General features: G+C 29.4%; 16 protein-coding genes and 1 pseudogene. 4 read left to right on the plus strand and 13 right to left on the minus strand.

The features are described 5' to 3' along the window. Positions 1-178: 178 nt before the first annotated feature. Positions 179-1,372, minus strand: coding sequence for a pyridoxal phosphate-dependent aminotransferase (locus AACZ53_RS08395; RefSeq protein WP_339837024.1), 1,194 nt, complete (start codon positions 1,370-1,372; stop codon positions 179-181). 119 nt (positions 1,373-1,491) lie between these two features. Between AACZ53_RS08395 and AACZ53_RS08400 the strand changes: the two genes are divergently transcribed. After that, positions 1,492-2,814, plus strand: coding sequence for a PDZ domain-containing protein (locus AACZ53_RS08400; RefSeq protein WP_339837026.1), 1,323 nt, complete (start codon positions 1,492-1,494; stop codon positions 2,812-2,814). Positions 2,815-2,843: 29 nt separating this feature from the next. On the opposite strand, the gene AACZ53_RS08405 is transcribed toward AACZ53_RS08400, so the two are convergent. Continuing rightward, positions 2,844-3,269, minus strand: a complete 426-nt coding sequence (locus tag AACZ53_RS08405; RefSeq protein WP_339837028.1) for a DUF1573 domain-containing protein — start codon at positions 3,267-3,269, stop codon at positions 2,844-2,846. A 288-nt stretch (positions 3,270-3,557) separates the two neighbouring features. Here AACZ53_RS08405 and AACZ53_RS08410 point away from each other — a divergent pair, with 288 nt between their 5' ends. After that, positions 3,558-6,185: a valine--tRNA ligase gene (locus AACZ53_RS08410; protein ID WP_339837030.1), complete on the plus strand. Its 2,628-nt coding sequence runs from the start codon at positions 3,558-3,560 to the stop codon at positions 6,183-6,185. Between the two features lie 78 nt (positions 6,186-6,263). On the opposite strand, the gene AACZ53_RS08415 is transcribed toward AACZ53_RS08410, so the two are convergent. Genes AACZ53_RS08415 through AACZ53_RS08425 form a run of 3 tightly spaced genes read right to left on the minus strand, consistent with a single transcriptional unit; the run spans position 6,264 to position 7,747 of the window. Continuing rightward, the gene (locus tag AACZ53_RS08415; RefSeq protein WP_339837034.1) at positions 6,264-6,710 is read right to left on the minus strand and encodes a sensor of ECF-type sigma factor; all 447 of its coding nucleotides are present in this window, start codon (positions 6,708-6,710) and stop codon (positions 6,264-6,266) included. 44 nt (positions 6,711-6,754) lie between these two features. After that, a complete protein-coding gene (locus AACZ53_RS08420; protein WP_339837035.1) occupies positions 6,755-7,174 on the minus strand; it encodes a hypothetical protein in 420 nt (139 codons plus the stop codon). A 30-nt stretch (positions 7,175-7,204) separates the two neighbouring features. Then, positions 7,205-7,747: a sigma-70 family RNA polymerase sigma factor gene (locus AACZ53_RS08425; RefSeq protein WP_339837038.1), complete on the minus strand. Its 543-nt coding sequence runs from the start codon at positions 7,745-7,747 to the stop codon at positions 7,205-7,207. A 101-nt stretch (positions 7,748-7,848) separates the two neighbouring features. Between AACZ53_RS08425 and AACZ53_RS08430 the strand changes: the two genes are divergently transcribed. After that, entirely contained in the window at positions 7,849-8,505 is a 657-nt protein-coding gene (locus tag AACZ53_RS08430) for an HAD family hydrolase (RefSeq protein ID WP_339837040.1), read from the plus strand. Positions 8,506-8,542: 37 nt separating this feature from the next. On the opposite strand, the gene AACZ53_RS08435 is transcribed toward AACZ53_RS08430, so the two are convergent. The 5 genes from AACZ53_RS08435 to AACZ53_RS08455 all read right to left on the minus strand — a co-directional run bounded on the left by AACZ53_RS08435 (position 8,543) and on the right by AACZ53_RS08455 (position 12,626). Further along, on the minus strand, positions 8,543-9,550 hold the full coding sequence (locus AACZ53_RS08435) for an FAD-binding domain-containing protein (RefSeq protein ID WP_339837042.1): 1,008 nt from the start codon (positions 9,548-9,550) through the stop codon (positions 8,543-8,545). Between the two features lie 95 nt (positions 9,551-9,645). Further along, a complete protein-coding gene (locus AACZ53_RS08440) occupies positions 9,646-9,978 on the minus strand; it encodes a deoxyribodipyrimidine photo-lyase (protein ID WP_339837045.1) in 333 nt (110 codons plus the stop codon). A gap of 27 nt (positions 9,979-10,005) precedes the next feature. After that, on the minus strand, positions 10,006-11,292 hold the full coding sequence (locus tag AACZ53_RS08445; protein ID WP_339837047.1) for a deoxyribodipyrimidine photo-lyase: 1,287 nt from the start codon (positions 11,290-11,292) through the stop codon (positions 10,006-10,008). 76 nt (positions 11,293-11,368) lie between these two features. Next, positions 11,369-12,067: an SDR family oxidoreductase gene (locus AACZ53_RS08450; protein WP_339837050.1), complete on the minus strand. Its 699-nt coding sequence runs from the start codon at positions 12,065-12,067 to the stop codon at positions 11,369-11,371. Positions 12,068-12,161: 94 nt separating this feature from the next. Then, the gene (locus AACZ53_RS08455) at positions 12,162-12,626 is read right to left on the minus strand and encodes an SRPBCC family protein (RefSeq protein ID WP_339837053.1); all 465 of its coding nucleotides are present in this window, start codon (positions 12,624-12,626) and stop codon (positions 12,162-12,164) included. A gap of 136 nt (positions 12,627-12,762) precedes the next feature. Here AACZ53_RS08455 and AACZ53_RS08460 point away from each other — a divergent pair, with 136 nt between their 5' ends. Next, positions 12,763-13,617: a DUF2911 domain-containing protein gene (locus tag AACZ53_RS08460; RefSeq protein ID WP_339837056.1), complete on the plus strand. Its 855-nt coding sequence runs from the start codon at positions 12,763-12,765 to the stop codon at positions 13,615-13,617. A gap of 86 nt (positions 13,618-13,703) precedes the next feature. On the opposite strand, the gene AACZ53_RS08465 is transcribed toward AACZ53_RS08460, so the two are convergent. The 3 genes and pseudogenes from AACZ53_RS08465 to AACZ53_RS08475 all read right to left on the minus strand — a co-directional run. Beyond that, on the minus strand, positions 13,704-14,252 hold the full coding sequence (locus AACZ53_RS08465; RefSeq protein WP_339837058.1) for a hypothetical protein: 549 nt from the start codon (positions 14,250-14,252) through the stop codon (positions 13,704-13,706). 9 nt (positions 14,253-14,261) lie between these two features. Next, the gene (locus tag AACZ53_RS08470; RefSeq protein ID WP_339837060.1) at positions 14,262-15,941 is read right to left on the minus strand and encodes a sodium:solute symporter; all 1,680 of its coding nucleotides are present in this window, start codon (positions 15,939-15,941) and stop codon (positions 14,262-14,264) included. 162 nt (positions 15,942-16,103) lie between these two features. Next, positions 16,104-16,913: pseudogene (locus tag AACZ53_RS08475) on the minus strand (LmbE family protein); the annotation flags it as partial.

Genomic DNA, 16,913 nt, shown 5'->3' on the forward strand with positions numbered 1-16,913 from the left:
AGCTCACTTTTCATTAAAAAGATAATGAACTTTAAATAATACGATTAAAAAAAGGCTTTCTCAATTGAGAAAGCCTTTTTGTTTTTATAATAAAACCTAATTGTTTTACTCTAATTCCAGTTAAGTATTAGCAAAAAAAAAGCCCTAAAAGGTTTTTTTTTACATTTGTATATTATTATTATATCTTATTGTAAACTTTTATTGCTTCTTTAAGAATTTGAACCGATTTTACTAAATCTTCTTTTTTAAGAACATAAGCAATTCTAACTTCATCTAACCCAACATTAGGGGAAGAATAAAAACCTGCAGCAGGAGCAACCATGACAGTTTCTCCATCCAAATCATATGACTCTAGTAGCCATTGAGCAAAATCATTAGCACTTTTAATTGGTAATTTAGCAATACAATAAAAAGCACCTTTTGGAGTAGCAACTTGAACGCCTTCAATCTTTAATAATTCTTCAATTAGTATATCTCGTCTTTCTTTATATTCTTCAATAACTTCATCAAAATAACTTTGTGGCGTATCTAAAGCTGCTTCACTAGCAATTTGTGCATATGTTGGTGGACTTAATCTAGCTTGAGCAAATTTCATGGCTGCTGCCATTACTTCTGTATTTTTAGAAACAATACATCCAATTCTTGCACCACACATACTAAAACGCTTAGAAACGGAATCAATCATTATTGCATGATTTTCTAATCCTTTTACATTCATTACAGAATAGTGCTTAAAACCATCATAAGTAAATTCTCTGTAAACTTCATCTGCAATTAAAAACAAATCGTGTTTAATTACAATTTGTGCTAATTGATTTATTTCTTCTTCAGAATATAAATATCCAGTTGGATTCCCTGGATTACAAATTAAAATTGCTTTGGTTCTTGGTGTAATTAATTTTTCAAAATCTTCAATTGGAGGTAAAGCAAATCCAGTTTCTATACTTGAAATTACAGGAACTACTTTAACACCAGAAGCAACAGAAAAACCATTATAATTAGCGTAAAAAGGTTCAGGAATAATAATTTCATCATCAACATCCATAGTGCTTCCTAAAGCAAAAAGCAATGCTTCAGAACCTCCAGTAGTTATGATGATATTTTGTGTATCAATAGGTATATTTTGATTTTTATAATATTTTGAAAGTTTCTCTCTATAGCTTTCAAAACCAGCAGAGTGACTATATTCTAATACTTCAATATTTGAATTTTTAACAGCATCAAGGGCTACTTGTGGAGTTTTAATATCAGGTTGACCAATGTTTAGGTGATAAACCTTATTTCCTTTTTTCTTTGCAATTTCTGCATAAGGCACCAATTTTCTTATTGGTGATTCAGGCATTTGTGATCCTTTTTTTGAAATTTTTGGCATCTTAAGTTGTTTTTAAAGTACAAAATTGCAACTTTTTTTTTAAAATGAAACATGAATGTTGATTTTAAAATGCTCATTTATCAAATTACTTTATTAACTTTATAAAAACTAATAGATATATGTATAGAAAAGGGGTTTTGATTTTAATTTCACTTATTTCAAATATAGCTATTAGTCAAGTTAGTAATACCTGGTATTCAAATAAAGATAAAATTACTATTCCTTTTGATTTTTCAAATAACTTAATAATTTTAGATGTATTTATAAACGAAGTACCTCTAAAAGTTATTTTAGACACTGGAACAGAAAAAAATATATTATTCAGTTTTCCTAGTAATGATACGATTGAATTATTTAATCCAATTAAAACTAAAATATCTGGTGTTGGAACTGGTAAAGCGATTGATGCACTAATTTCCTCAAACAATAAATTAAAAATAAAAGAATTTGAAGATAATGATTTCACGGTTTTAATTTTAAATGAGAATAATATAAACTTTATTAGCAAGTTAGGAAAAGAAGTAAATGGAATAATTGGTTATACTTTTTTTAAGGATAGATTAATAGAAATCGATTATGACAGAAAGAAAATCATTATACATAAGAACAGAGATTATTTAAAAAAAAGAAAGTTTAAAAAATTTTCAAAACTTAAAATAGATTTAATAAATAATAAGCCATATGTTAAAACTAATTCGACTTTTGATGATGAAAACTTATCCCTAAAATTATTATTAGATACAGGTTTAAGTGACGGTTTATGGATTTTTAAAAATGACTCCTTAAAAATACCTGAGCGATTTTTAAATGATTATCTAGGTTTTGGGCTTGCAGGAGAAATACATGGAAAAAGAGCTAGAATTGAAAAACTACAATTTTCAAATTTTGAATTTGAAGAGGTTTTAGTAGCTTATCCAGATTCATTATCTTTTAACAATGTGAATTTAATTTTTGGGAGAAATGGCTCAATTGGTGGTGAATTGTTAAAACGTTTCCATTTATTTATTGATTACAAAGAGCAATTGTTGTATTTGAAGAAAAGTCAGTCCTATAATGACTCGTTTAACTATAATATGTCTGGAATTGAAGTTCAACATTCAGGTATAGAACCCATCAAAGAAGAAATAATTTTGAATTCTTCACGTACTGAAGTAAATTTAATGGAATTTTTAAAAGACAATTCAGAATATAGATATAATTATAGATTTATATTAAAACCAATGTTTATTGTTTCTAATATAAGAATAAATTCACCTGCTGCAAATGCTGGTATATTACCAGAGGATAAAATAATAAGCATAAATAATAAAAAAGCTTATAATTTTACTATTCAAAAAATAAATGATTTATTCCAATCCGAAGACGGAAAAAAAATAAAAATGCAAGTAGAGCGAGATGGCAAAATAAAAGAAGTAGTATTTTACCTTAAAAAATTGATATAAAAAAAGCCTCAAATCAATGAGGCTTCTTTTTATTGTTCTAAAATCGATTTCTTTTTTTCAAGAAGGTTGACTTCTTTTTTCTCAATAACTGTACCTTTTATTCTCAAGGTAACCATTCCACTAGGAACATTAACGGCATTACTTTCTACTGTAATTGATTTACTAATTGGTCCAGGGTTCATGTTGTACTGAACTTCAATAAAGTCAGACTTTCCAGGCATAATAGGAGCAGAAGGTTTTGTTGGAACCGTACATCCACATGTAGATTTAACATTTTTAATCTCTAAGGGTGCATCACCAGTGTTCGTAAATTCAAATTTACGTTTTCCATTGTCTTCTCCTTTGGTAACCGTTCCATAATTTATTGTTTCTTCCTTAAACTCAATTTTTGCTCCTTGTGCAAATGTTGCAGAAGAAATAAATAATAAAGCTATAAATCCAAATAAATTTTTCATAATAAAATATTTTGTTTTGTAAAATTAAACACTTTTGCAAAAATTACAAACAAATTAACTTTTTTTATTTTAGGTTATATTGTTACTTTTGCAAGTATAAATATGCAAAAACAATACCAAACTTATTTTTTCTCTTTGGAGCATTAGGGCTTGGGCATTTTTAGAAACCATTTTCCTGCTATTCATTATATCGTTTTTTTTAAAAAAGGATACCATTTCTATCAGGACTAAGATTTTTTCTTTAACCTTTTGTGTAGTTTTAATTATAAATAAAATAACAAATCATAAATGATTCCAGCTCAATTTAATGCAAAAGAAGTAGAACAAAAATGGTATGATTACTGGATGAAAAACAAGTATTTTCATTCTAAGCCAGACAGCAGAACACCTTATACAATTGTAATTCCACCACCAAATGTGACAGGAGTGCTTCATATGGGACATATGTTGAACAATACCATTCAAGATGTTTTAATTCGTCGTGCACGTTTAAAAGGATTCAATGCTTGTTGGGTTCCTGGAACAGATCATGCCTCAATTGCAACTGAAGCAAAAGTCGTAGCTAAACTAAAATCAGAAGGAATAAACAAAACAGATTTAACGCGTGAAGAATTCCTAAAACACGCTTATGATTGGACTGACAAATATGGTGGAACAATCTTAGAGCAACTAAAGCAATTAGGATGTTCATGCGATTGGGACAGAACGAAGTTCACTATGGACCCAGATATGTCAGCTTCTGTAATTAAATCTTTCGTTGATTTATACAACAAAGGAATGATTTATCGTGGCTACCGAATGGTAAATTGGGATCCAGAAGCAAAAACGACTTTGTCTGATGAAGAAGTAATTCACGAAGAACGTCAGGGAAAATTATATTATATCAATTATAAAGTTGAAGGAGCAAATGATGTATTAACCATCGCAACAACGCGTCCTGAAACTATTTTTGGAGATACTGCAATTTGTATTAATCCAAATGATGAACGTTTTACTCATTTAAAAGGTAAAAAAGCTATTGTTCCAATTTGTAATAGAGTTATTCCTATTATCGAAGACGAATACGTTGATATCGAATTTGGAACAGGATGCTTAAAAGTAACTCCTGCTCACGATGTTAACGATAAAGAATTAGGAAGCAAGCATAATCTTGAAATCATCGATATCTTTAATGAAGATGCATCGTTAAACAGTTTCGGTTTGCATTTTCAAGGACAAGATCGCTTTTTAGCTCGTGAAGAAGTTGCTAAAGAATTAGAAGCAGGTGGCGTTTTAGTGAAAACTGAAATCCACATCAATAAAGTAGGAACTTCAGAAAGAACTAAAGCTGTTATTGAACCTAGATTATCAGATCAGTGGTTCTTAAAAATGGAAGATTTAGTTAAACCAGCTATCAAAGCGGTTTTAGAAACTGAAGAAGTAAAATTATATCCCAGTAAATTTAATAATACATACCGTCATTGGTTAGAAAATATTCGCGATTGGAATATTTCTCGTCAATTGTGGTGGGGACAACAAATTCCAGCGTATTTCTATGGTGATGGAAAAGAAGATTTTGTAGTTGCAGAAAATATTGATGATGCGTTAAAATTAGCAAAAGAAAGAACAGGAAATGTGGATTTGACAATTGCTGACTTAAAACAAGATGTTGACGCTTTAGACACTTGGTTCTCCTCTTGGTTATGGCCGATGGCTGTTTTTGGTGGAATTTTAGATCCAGAAAATGAAGATTTTAAATACTATTATCCAACAAATGATTTAGTAACAGGTCCAGATATTTTATTTTTCTGGGTAGCTCGTATGATTATTGCAGGTTATGAGTACACGGGTAAAAAGCCATTCAATAATGTTTACTTGACTGGTTTAGTTCGTGATAAACAACGTCGTAAGATGTCAAAATCATTAGGAAATTCTCCTGATCCATTAGAATTAATCGAAAAATTTGGTGCAGATGGAGTTCGTGTTGGATTGCTTTTAAGTGCTTCAGCGGGAAATGATATTATGTTTGACGAAGAGTTATGTAATAACGGTAAAGCTTTCGCAAATAAAATTTGGAATGCCTTTAGATTAATTAAAGGCTGGGAAGTAGCTGATATTGCTCAACCAGAAGCATCAAAAATAGCTATTGATTGGTACGAAGCTAAATTGCAACAAACATTAGCTGAAATTGAAGATAATTTTGAAAAATACAGATTATCTGATGCTTTAATGAACATTTATAAATTAGTTTGGGATGATTTCTGTTCTTGGTTATTAGAAATAATAAAACCAGCTTATCAACAACCCATTGACAAAGCAACGTTTGATAAAGCTATTGAATTGTTAGAAGCTAATTTAAAATTATTGCATCCTTTTATGCCTTTCTTAACCGAAGAAATTTGGCAATATATTGCAGAAAGAACTCCAGAAGAAGCTTTGATTGTTTCTACTTGGCCAACAATGAAAAATACAAATGCAGATTTAATTGCAGAGTTTGATTTTGCTGCTGAAGTTATATCAGGAATTAGAACCATTCGTAAAGAGAAAAATATAGCTTTTAAAGATGTTATCGATTTAAAAGTAATTAATAATGAAAAAGTGGCTACAAATTTTGATGCTGTAATCCTTAAATTAGGAAACATTGAAAGTTTAGAATACGTTTCTGAAGCTGTTGAAGGAACATTGACTTACAGAGTTAAATCAAATGAATACTTTATTCCAATTGCTGGAAATATTGATGTAGCAGCTGAGATTGAAAAATTAGAAGCAGAATTAAAATACACACAAGGTTTCTTAAAATCGGTTCAAGTAAAATTAAAGAATGAAAAATTCGTAGCAGGAGCACCAGAACAAGTAATTGCAAACGAAAGAAATAAAGAAGCCGATGCTTTAGCAAAAATTGCTACAATTGAGCAAAGTTTGGCTAGTTTGAAGTAAAATTTAAAAAAGCATAAATCAAAAATCCCGTTTAGTTGTAAAACCAAACGGGATTTTTTTTATAAATAACCTTCTAATTTATTCTTTTCCTTTTCCTCTATATTGTTTAAAAAGAGTTCTTGTAAATTCTTCTTCTGCTTTTTTGAGTTGCAATACTTTTTTTGCTCCAATTATTTCTTTAGCATCTTTTGTGAATTTCTTTCTTAAAGTCAATAATTCTTCATCAATTGATTCCATTTCAGAAAGAATAGTGGCAGCTTCTTTGTCGTTCAATTTATCTAAACCATCATCTTTGTATTTTTTCATAATGGCTTTCATTTTGTTGTGACGCAATTCAAATTGTTTTTCGTCATAAGCATTGTAAATAGGCCAAAACTTTTCAGCTTCAGAAGAGGTAAGGCTTAATTCTTTAGTGATATAAGCTACTTTTAAAGCCTTGACTTTCTCAATTTTTTCTTTGCTAGGCTGTGCAATCGATACAATCGAAAACAAAACAGCCATCAGTGTAATTAATTTTTTACTCATAAGTCTATGTTTTTTTTGTAATTCGTGAATCTTTGATTTCATTTTTATTCATTTAAATATAAATCAACATTTTGATAATTTTGTTCTAAATATAATTCTACAGCATCATCGTTTAAAGCTAAACTTTCTTCAAGAGACGCAATATCTTCGTTGGTTAATTCGGTTGCAATTTCATAATTGCTCATAGTGGGTTGCATAGCTAAATAAGTTTCAATAGTTTCGTCTTCAACTACACTCGTTGTTGTGTTATTTATTGAGAAGTAAATAGGTAACGCAATTGAAACTAATAAAACAGCTGCAATACTTGTCATCCAAACTCTTTTGTTTTGCCATAAAGAAATAACTTTAGGTTCATTTTTAACAACTAATTGACTAAGCATTTTGCTTTCAAATTGTTCAAAATAACCTTCAGGAACTTTAAATCCTGTTTCTATTTTTTCATTATTTAGATTAAAATCTTTCATATCTATAAGACTATATTTTTCGTAAATGGTTTAATTTGATTTTAAAAACTCTTCAATTTTCTTTGTAGCTATATGATAGCTCGCTTTTAAAGCTCCAACAGAAGTTTCAAGTATTTCCGACATTTCTTCGTATTTCATTTCTTCAAAATATTTCATTTTAAAAACCAATTGTTGTTTTTCTGGCAAAATGGCAATAGCTTTCTGTAACTTTAATTGAATTTCATCTCCTTCAAAATAAACATCACTTTCTAAATTGTTTATTGCTTTATTTTGAAGTTCTTCATTTGAAATACCACTTTTTTTAGCTTTTTGTTGCAAAAACGTCAATGATTCGTTAGTTGCAATTCGATACATCCAAGAATATAGTTTACTATCACCTTTAAAATTCTTCACATTTGAAAATATTTTAATGAAGGTATTTTGCAAAACATCATCAGCATCATCATGGTTTAAAACTATACCACGAATATGAAAATACAATGATTTTTGATATAATTCCAATAACTTTTTGAACGCATCATTTTGCGTTTTAGGATTTGATAATTCCGATAAAAAAGCTTTTTCGTCTTGCAAGTTTTAAATCATTTGTTGATAAGACTAAAGATATACAAAAAGGTTTAATATAATTTTTAAAAATCTTTTGTACAATGTACCTTTGGCAAAACAACAATACAATGATACAAACTGTAATTTTTGATATGGATGGCGTAATTGTCGACACAGAACCCGTTCATCATTATGCTTATTTTCAACATTTTCAACAATTAAACATTGAAGTTTCAGATGAGTTATATAGAACTTATACAGGAAATTCGACTCGAAATGTTTTTCAGAAAATAAAAGATCAATTTAATTTACACCATGAAGTTGAAGATTTAATTCAGACTAAAAGAAGTATATTCAATGACGCTTTTGATACCAAAGAAGATTTGTATTTAATTGATGGAGTAGAGGATTTGATCAAAGATTTACATACCAATGGAATTCAATTAATTTTGGCATCATCAGCTTCAAAAGTAACTATTGAAAGGGTTTTTAACCGATTTAATTTAAATCAATATTTTACACATAAAGTTTCAGGAGAAGATTTTCCAAAGTCAAAACCACATCCAGCCATTTTTGAACATGCTGCAAGTTTATCAATTGCTCCAAAAGAGAATTGTATCGTCATAGAAGACAGTACAAACGGAATTGAAGCTTCTGTTGCCGCAAATATTTATTGTATTGGATACGACAGTTTACATTCGAAAGACCAAGATTTGTCAAAAGCTAATATTTTAGTTAAGCATTTTAACGAGTTGAATGCTGAAATTGTAAAAGGTCTTAAGTAGTTTGTTTCGCACTCCAGATAAAGGTTAAATACTAAATTTAATCAGGATTTGTATGTTTATCAACGATTCTTTTGCTGTCTTTTTTAACATCAGCGTTTTTACGCATTCCCCATAAAATATCGCTTGAATGTTTTCTGCTTTTTTCTAAATCAACAATTGGATAAGGATAATTAATGCCTAATTTAAAATTGTACAATTCTTGTTCAATTAAAGTTAATTTCCATGGTTCATGAATAAACGCAGTTGGAATTTCGGCTAATTCAGGAACCCATTTTTTAATAAAAACACCTTCTTCGTCATGTTCAATAGAATTTTTTACTGGATTATAAACTCTCAAAGTATTTATACCAGTAACTCCAGCTTGCATTTGCAATTGGGGATAATGAATTCCGGGTTCAAAATCTAAAAACTGTTTTGCTAAGTGTGGTGAACAATTTTGCCATGGTTGCCATAAATTATGCGTGTAAAAAGAAACTACTAAAGCTCTCATTCTAAAATTTAGATAACCAGTTGTATTTAAACATCGCATACAAGCATCAACAATTGGAATACCAGTTTTTCCATCTGTCCACGATTTGTGGTAAAACGGATTTATAGGCTGTAATAAATTACGATAGCCTTTATTGACCGCAATAAATTCCATACTACTTTCCATTTCAAATTTTTGAATGAAATGCGCTTGCCAACGTAATCGTGACACAAAATTAGAAATTTGTCTTTTATGGGTTCCTTTTTGAGAGTATTTCCAAGCTTCGTCATAAACTTGTCTAATGGATAAATTTCCCCAAGCAATGTATGGTGACAAGCGACTGCAACCCATTCTAGCTTTTTCTGGTTTAGAAATGTGTTTTGAATAGTTTGCAACACGTTCTTTAAAAAAAGAATTTAGATACCTTAAAGCTGTTGGTGTTCCTCCTTTTTGAAAGGGTGTATTTTTATCAGTAACTAAAGAAGGTTTGTTGAATTGGTTTTCAATTTCTTCAATGTCTTTGTATTTGATAAATGAACGACCATTTGCTTCAAGAGGAAAACAATCTTTATCCATATAATCGTACCAATCTTCTTTCCAAGATTTCCTGTTCTTAATACCTCTTATTACACCATTATTTATACTTTCATACCGCGGAATTTCGTGTTGATTTAGAAACGAAGTCTGTCAAAAGTAATTTTTATACCAGTTTCTTGGTGCGAATAAACGGCACGAATAGAAATAAGATTTTTTAGTTTTTTGAATATATCAATAGCTTCACCTTCAACAATTAATATTTGGGTGTGATATTGTAAAAGTTCTTTCTGAAGGCTTTCTAAGGATTGTTTTATAAAATCAAAGTGTCTTTGACTATAATGAATATCTTTTTGAAGGGAAGGTTCAAATATATAAAGCAAAAGTGTCTTTCGTCCTGATGAAATAGCATTATAAAGCACTTCATTATCATTCAAACGTAAATCTCTTTTAAACCAAACAATATTCATTTTTTTCTTTTTTTCAATTTTTTTCTTTTATCCAACAGCTTCCTTGTAAACTTTCAAACATAATTCTCTGGCTTCTTTGTGATCAACTATTGGTTTTGGGTAATGAAGTGTTTCTAATTCAGGAACCCATTTTTTGATGTATTTTAAGTCTTTGTCAAACTTCTTGACTTGTTCTGTTGGGTTAAAAATCCTGAAATATGGAGCTGCATCAACACCTGAACCAGCTGCCCATTGCCAATTTCCAACATTACTGGATTGTTCATAATCTAACAATTTTTGAGCAAAATAGGTTTCACCCCATTTCCAATCAATTAATAAATGTTTGCATAAAAAACTTGCCACAACCATTCGAACTCGATTGTGCATGTGACCTGTTTTGTTTAGTTCTCGCATTCCTGCATCTACAATGGGATAACCTGTTTTTCCGTTACACCATTTTTGAAATAATTCTTCATTATTTTCCCACTGAACGGCATCGTATTTTGGTCTAAAACTTGAATTCACTGTGTATGGAAAATGCCATAAAATTTGCATAAAAAATTCTCTCCAAATTAATTCTTTTAAGAAAGTTTCATTTTGAAAACTAGCTGCATGATTCACCATTTTTCGAATAGAAATAGCTCCAAATCTTAAGTGTGTACCCAACATTGATGTTCCATTTAAAGAGGGGAAATTTCGGGTTTCTTCATAGTTTGAAATCACTTTATCACTAATGTCAAAAGGTGTGATTTTTATAGTTGAAACATCAAAGCCAATATCTTTTAGACCTAAAAAAGGATAAGAGTTGTCTGTAATTTTTTCAAGTTTTTCTTCAGAATTGTAGTGATTTAATTTAATTTTAGAAAAAGCTTCTTTCCATTTTTTGGAAAAAGGTGTATAAACAACATAAGGAGTTCCATCGTCTTTTACAACTTCACTTTTTTCGAAAATTACTTGGTCTTTACTAGTTTTGAATTCAATGTCATTTTCTTTGAATAATTGATTCATTTCCTTATCGCGTTTTCTGGCATATGGCTCATAGTCGTGATTGGTATAAACTGTTTTGATCTTATTTTCTTTGATTAATTTTTCAAAAATTGCCTTGGGTTCTCCGTGAAATATAGCTAGTGATTTTCCGTTTTCTTGAAGTTTGGTTTGAATTTTGGATAATAATTCATGTATAAAAGTCACACGAGCATCATCTTTAGGTAATTCAGATAAAATTTTTTCATCAAAAATAAAGATAGGAAGAGTTTCATTTTCATCATTCAAAGCATGAAATAATCCAACATTATCTTCTAAACGTAAATCTCTTCTAAACCAAAATATATTCATAGCAACAATAATATAAATTACAAAAAGCAAAGTCCAATTTTCACAGAACCTTTTAACCCTTTAACTTAAAAAAAGTTTATCCATTAACCAATAAAGTTGACATTCCGCCATCAACATGAAGAATTTGTCCACTCATCCAACTACTATTTTCACTCAATAAGAAAGTTGCCATTTGAGCAATATCTTCAGGTTGACCAAATCGTTTTAAAGGATGTCTTTCAGAAGATTTTTCTTTTTTGACATCGTTATTTAAGAATTTATCAGCAAGAGGCGTATCTGTTAGGGAAGGAGCAATAACATTGACTCTGATTTTTGGAGCATATTCAGCAGCGAGTGCTTTTGCAAAACCCTCAATTGCACCTTTTGAAGCAGCAACACTTGTGTGAAAAGGCATTCCCATACTCACAGCCACGCTACTAAATAGAACAATACTTGATTGTTTTGAAGCTGTTAAATTAGGTAAAACAGCTTGAATAACCTTAACTAATCCAATAAAATTGATTTGTAAATCATTTTCAAATGCTTCTATTTTTAACCCTTTAAAAGGTCTTAAATTAATGCTCCCTGGTAAATAGACTAATCCATCAATAACTTCTGGTAATAATGAAGTGTCTAAAGTGTCTGAAGAAGCATCAAACGGAATGTGAGTCACATTTAAATTTGATAAATTTTCATTTGTTCTAGAAGCGACAAACACATTGTTATTGTTTTGAATTTCTTTAGCTATTGCTAATCCAATTCCGTAAGAACCACCTATTAATAATATGTTTTTCATTTTTGCTGAATTAATTTACTTCACTAAATTTTACTTTTTTGAATGAGTTCAGTGAACTTTGTTACAACATCTTTCGATGCCAATTTGTTATTTGTTATTTAAATTCTCCAAACATTTCAATTAACTTCTTTCTTCTATATTCGAAGATTTCATTTAATTTGGGTTGCACAATAAAGGGTTGCACCATTTGACCTAATATTCCCATTGGAACTTTGTAGTCTACAATATCTTCCATTTCCACACCACCATTAATTTCTTTTATAAAATGTTTGTGATGCCAAAGAGCATAAGGTCCAAAACGTTGTTCGTCTACAAAGAATTTTTTATCCACTACATGAGTGATTTCTGTAACCCATTTGGTTTTAATTCCTAAAACAGGAGTAACAATATATTGAATTAATTGTCCTGGATACATTGGTCTGTCTGCTCCAGAAATAATTTCGAATCCCATATATTCTGGAGTTATAGTTTTTAAATTTCTAGGGTTTGATAAAAATTCCCAAGCTTCGTCTAAAGATATAGGTATATTTTGCTTGGTATGTACTGTATAGATTTTCATTATTATTTTTGTAAAGATAACTATTGTTTAACTAATTATAAAAAATATCAAACAAAATATTTTAAATTTTAGATAGCTTTAACATTAGTTTGATGAATAATCCTTAAATTCGTAGCATTAAAAAAAATATATCATTATGAAAAAATTAGTATTAGTTGCATTTATAGCTTTATCAAGTATAGCTGTAACTGCTCAGGTAAAAACGCCACAGGCAAGTCCAAGTTCTAAAGTAGAACAAGTGGTAGGTTTAACAACAGTTGAAGTTAATTATTCACGTCCAAGTGCAAAAGGAAGAACTGTTTTTGGAGAACTAGTTCCTTATGGTTCTACTTGGAGAACAGGAGCAAATGCTAATACTACTGTAACATTTTCTGAAAATGTAAAAGTTGAAGGTAAAGATTTAGCAAAAGGTACTTATTCTTTATACACAACTCCAAAAGCTGATAGTTGGGATGTAGTTTTCTATAAAACTACTGATAACTGGGGTTTACCAGAAAAATGGAATGATGCAGATGTTGCTGTTAAAGTTTCAGTTAAGCCAGAATCTACTAACAGACAAATTGAAACATTTACTATTGCATTTGATAATATTACAAATGACAACGCTGTTTTGAGTATACAATGGGAAAAAACTATTGTTCCAATAAAAATTGAAGTTCCTACAAAAGAAGTAGCAATTTCTAGTATTGAAAAAACTTTAGCTGGACCAAAAGCTGGGGATTATTTTTCAGCAGGTCAATATTTTTATAACTCTAATGGAGATATGAATAAAGCTTTAAGTTGGGTAAATCAAGCGATTGATTTAACTGAAAAAGGTAAAGATGTTCCTTTTTGGTATTTACGTCAAAAATCTTTGATTCAAGCAAAATTAAATGATAAAAAAGGAGCTGTTGAAACTGCAAAATTATCTTTAGCCGCTGCAATTAAAGCAGGAAATAAAGACTATGAAAAAATGAATAACGATTCAATTGCTGAATGGTCAAAAAAATAATCATATACTTTTTGAGTAAAATTAAAATGCCTTTCATAATTGAAAGGCATTTTTTTTAAGATTTAAAAAATTATTATTTAAAATTTTTAATCCAAGTAGTGAAAACTATTTAATATATTTTCAAAATTAAAAATTTCAGAATTTTCTATTTTATAAAAAAGAATATACGTTTTTCCATCTGTGTAAAGTTTGACATTTTTATATTTTATAGTTTTATCATAATTAAATTGCTTTTTCTTTAACTTGTAATAATAATTCATATAATTTAAGACTCTAATTTTGTCATCAATTCTTTTCCAAGGTTTTATTTGGATTTCTTTATTAATGTTACCAGCATCAACGACAATTAATCCGTTTTTATCATAATCAATGAAATTAGCATCATTTAATGCTGACCAACTCTTTATTCTCTTTGGTAAATGAATATTAAAGTGTTGTGGAAAATATGATTGTTTGTCAGCAATTGAACCAATTTTCGATTGATACTTAAGTTCATTATAATCTTCAAAACCATATATTTTGAAAGTTTCATTAATTATTGGTAAATATTTACCATCGTCTAAATAAGTTCTACAGGAGCTTAGAATTAATAATAAAATTACTGTTGTAGAAATAATTATTACAATTTTTTTCATCAGGTTTTTTTATTCTTTACTATTCAAAAATCGCTGAATACTTAATGATAAAATAATTGTAAACATTGCTCCAATAAAATTTAACCAAAGGAAACTAACTACATCAATATAAAAAATGTAAAATATGGTCAATTGACTAATACAAGCTGCAATGAATATTGATTTTCCTTTTACATAGTGAATATAAAATCCGACAAGAAAAATACCTAATACAGTACCGTAGAATATTGAACCAATGATATTTACTAATTGAATTAAATTTTCAAATAGCGAACTTATACAAGCAAATCCGATAGCGACTAATCCCCAAAATAAAGTAAAATATTGTGTAGCATAAACATAATGTTTGTCTGATTTACCTTCTTTATTTCTTTTATAAATATCAATAGTTGAAGTTGCAGCTAAAGAATTTAAACCCGAAGCACTAGATGACATGGCTGCACTAAAGATAACAGCTAATAATAAACCTAAAATTCCTTTTGGTAAATGATGTAATATGAAATATAGGAACACATAATCTTTGTCATTTGTTTCGGCTTTTGAATCTGATTTCGCAATTAATTCTTTAGCTTCTTCTCGCAATTCTTTTTCTTGAATGGTTAACTTTTGCATGTTTTTTTTCAAGGCTTTATTATCATACTCAAGATTTAATTGCTCAATATAAATATGATTGATTACATTCTTTTCTTCATTTATAACTTCTAATTTATCTTCAAGTTTTTTGTAATCTTCTTTGTATTTAGAATTTTCAATATTGGTAACATTGGTTGGATTAAAATGCAATGGAGCACTATTAAATTGGTAAAAAACAAAAACCAAAACTCCAGTCAAAAGGATGAAAAACTGCATTGGGACTTTAAGAATTCCGTTCATGATTAATCCCATTTGGCTTTCCTTTATAGATTTTCCAGAAAGATAGCGACCCACCTGTGATTGATCTGTTCCAAAATAAGAAAGCATCAAGAAAAATCCACCAGTGATTCCACTCCAAAACGTATAACGTGTTTCTGGATTATAGGAGAAATCAAGAATATCCATTTTACCGTTAGCACCTGCAATTTTTAAAACATTTCCAAAATCTAATTGTTCAGGTAATTGATTTAGAATAATTACAAACGTTATAACCATTCCACAAAAAATCACAAACATTTGTTGTTTTTGTGTAACATTTACGGCTTTAGTTCCACCCGTTACTGTGTAAATAATAACCAAAATACCGATTATAATATTTAGCATAAACAAATTCCAACCTAATAAAGCCGAAAGAATAATAGCTGGAGCATAAATCGTAATTCCAGTTCCTAAACCTCTTTGAATTAAGAATAAAATTGCGGCTAAAGTCCTTGTGTTTACATCAAAACGTTGTTCTAAATATTCATAAGCTGTGTAAACTTTTAATTTATGATATATTGGTATAAAAGTATAAGCAATTACAACCATAGCCAAAGGTAAACCAAAATAGAATTGAACAAACCCCATTCCGTCATGATAGGCTTGTCCGGGTGTAGAAAGAAAGGTAATAGCACTCGCTTGAGTTGCCATAACTGATATTCCAACGGTAAACCAAGGTGTTTCGTTGTTTCCTAAAATATAGTCTTTAACATTAGCACTTCCTTTTGTTTTTATGGCTCCATAAATAACAATAAAAAGTAATGTAACCGATAAGACAATCCAATCTAAATTTGCCATATTAAGTGAACATTTCCATTAATAAATAAAACACTAATATGTAAAGAGCATTCAGCACCAAAACGATGCTGTAACTCATTTTCCATTTGTTTTTTTCTTTTTTCATATTTTTTAATTTCTAAGAAACTAAGTTTCTAAGTGACTTAGTCTAATAAAATAATTTTATTCCAAAGCTATAATATTCGCTAATAATCTATAAGCGCCACTAACACCTTCTGGTAATTCTCTAAAGAAACTTAAACCTGTGTAGATGTAATTTCCTTTTCCGTATTTTGCTATTAATAAAGCTCCTTTTGTTGGTGTTTCACCTTCATCATTTGCTTGTAAAATTGGGGTGAATTCACTTGCATATTCATCAGGATAATATAAACCTTGTTCTTGTACCCAACCTTCAAAATCTTTAGATGTAATTTTATTGGGTGTATTTAAAACAACATGATTTGGAGCTAAAAATGTCACTTTTGCATTTTCATTTGTGACTCTATCTCTTGATATTTTTAAATTATATGGAGCAATATCATTGGTGACTAACCCTCTATTTGTATTATATTGAACGATTAGATTTCCACCATTATTTACATATTCAAATAAAATTTTATTTTTGAAAGCCAATTCTTCTACAACATTGAAAGCACGAATTCCAACAAGAATAGCATCATAATTTTTAAGTTTTTCTAGTGAAATTTCGGTTGGATTTATCGTTGTAACATTAAACCCTAAATTTTCTAAATTTGAACCCACTTCATCACCAGCACCTTTGATGTAACCAATGTTTTTTCCTTTAGTTTGAATATCTAATTTAACTAATTTAGATGTTGAAGGTTGTAAAATTGTTTGTTTGGGAATATGAGGATAATTAATCTCGATAAGTTCTTGATTGAATTTTTTTCCATTCATTGAAACAATTGCTTCTAAGGTTGAAGTTGCTTCATTTTTTTGGGTGCTAACGTCAATATCCCTTGCTGCAGATGA

The organism is uncultured Flavobacterium sp. (assembly GCF_963975005.1).
Classification (GTDB): domain Bacteria; phylum Bacteroidota; class Bacteroidia; order Flavobacteriales; family Flavobacteriaceae; genus Flavobacterium.

Bases quoted from the DNA above. Each gene is read 5' to 3' on its own strand.
- AACZ53_RS08395 (WP_339837024.1), bottom strand. From the start codon at position 1,372: ATGCCAAAAATTTCAAAAAAAGGATCACAAATGCCTGAATCACCAATA.
- AACZ53_RS08400 (WP_339837026.1), top strand. From the start codon at position 1,492: ATGTATAGAAAAGGGGTTTTGATTTTAATTTCACTTATTTCAAATATA.
- AACZ53_RS08405 (WP_339837028.1), bottom strand. From the start codon at position 3,269: ATGAAAAATTTATTTGGATTTATAGCTTTATTATTTATTTCTTCTGCA.
- AACZ53_RS08410 (WP_339837030.1), top strand. From the start codon at position 3,558: ATGATTCCAGCTCAATTTAATGCAAAAGAAGTAGAACAAAAATGGTAT.
- AACZ53_RS08415 (WP_339837034.1), bottom strand. From the start codon at position 6,710: ATGAGTAAAAAATTAATTACACTGATGGCTGTTTTGTTTTCGATTGTA.
- AACZ53_RS08420 (WP_339837035.1), bottom strand. From the start codon at position 7,174: ATGAAAGATTTTAATCTAAATAATGAAAAAATAGAAACAGGATTTAAA.
- AACZ53_RS08430 (WP_339837040.1), top strand. From the start codon at position 7,849: ATGATACAAACTGTAATTTTTGATATGGATGGCGTAATTGTCGACACA.
- AACZ53_RS08435 (WP_339837042.1), bottom strand. From the start codon at position 9,550: ATGGATAAAGATTGTTTTCCTCTTGAAGCAAATGGTCGTTCATTTATC.
- AACZ53_RS08440 (WP_339837045.1), bottom strand. From the start codon at position 9,978: ATGAATATTGTTTGGTTTAAAAGAGATTTACGTTTGAATGATAATGAA.
- AACZ53_RS08445 (WP_339837047.1), bottom strand. From the start codon at position 11,292: ATGAATATATTTTGGTTTAGAAGAGATTTACGTTTAGAAGATAATGTT.
- AACZ53_RS08450 (WP_339837050.1), bottom strand. From the start codon at position 12,067: ATGAAAAACATATTATTAATAGGTGGTTCTTACGGAATTGGATTAGCA.
- AACZ53_RS08455 (WP_339837053.1), bottom strand. From the start codon at position 12,626: ATGAAAATCTATACAGTACATACCAAGCAAAATATACCTATATCTTTA.
- AACZ53_RS08460 (WP_339837056.1), top strand. From the start codon at position 12,763: ATGAAAAAATTAGTATTAGTTGCATTTATAGCTTTATCAAGTATAGCT.
- AACZ53_RS08465 (WP_339837058.1), bottom strand. From the start codon at position 14,252: ATGAAAAAAATTGTAATAATTATTTCTACAACAGTAATTTTATTATTA.
- AACZ53_RS08470 (WP_339837060.1), bottom strand. From the start codon at position 15,941: ATGGCAAATTTAGATTGGATTGTCTTATCGGTTACATTACTTTTTATT.